Here is a 537-nt window from a genome sequence, read left to right on the forward strand (position 1 = left end):
TAATTGGCTTTGAAAAAGATTGGGTGATTCTAGCGATCGAAGCAAACCTCGCTTATCAGTTTTTCTTGCATACTGAAACGGTCAAACGTTTGGGGCCTTTAGAATGGGTCCTTAATACTCCGTCACATCATCGAGTTCATCATGGCTGTAACGAAAAGCAGGTGGATACCAATTTTGGCGGAGTGTTTATTATCTGGGATAGATTGTTTGGTACGTTTAGGGATGAGACTGAAGCAGGAAAACTAAAGTACGGCGTTGCGTTTCGACAGCCCACGACACTTAATCCATTAAGACTCAACTTAGATGAGTTCATTGATATGTTTAAAGATGCATATCGCTATAAAGATCTGTCGATCTTTGTAAGGCATCCGTCTTATGTTGAGCAACGGTATCGAGCTGACGAAAAAAAAGCAGCTCAGTGAGCTGCTTTACTTCGAGTGTTTATCCGCCTAAATAGGCTTTTTTCACTTCATCATTGACCAACAGGTTGTCACCAGTGTCTTGCAATACAATACTGCCGTTTTCGAGAACATAGCC

Annotated in this window: 1 protein-coding gene and 1 pseudogene; one reads left to right on the plus strand and one right to left on the minus strand. The window is 41.7% G+C overall.

Features of this window, described 5'->3' with window-relative positions:
* A partial coding sequence (locus A3762_RS07085) for a sterol desaturase family protein (RefSeq protein WP_197469112.1) occupies nt 1–422 on the plus strand: 422 nt, incomplete at its 5' end.
* A gap of 19 nt (nt 423–441) precedes the next feature.
* Here A3762_RS07085 and A3762_RS28295 read toward each other — a convergent pair.
* Nucleotides 442–537, minus strand: a pseudogene (locus A3762_RS28295) (branched-chain amino acid ABC transporter ATP-binding protein); the annotation flags it as partial.

Source organism: Oleiphilus sp. HI0125, from assembly GCF_001635355.1.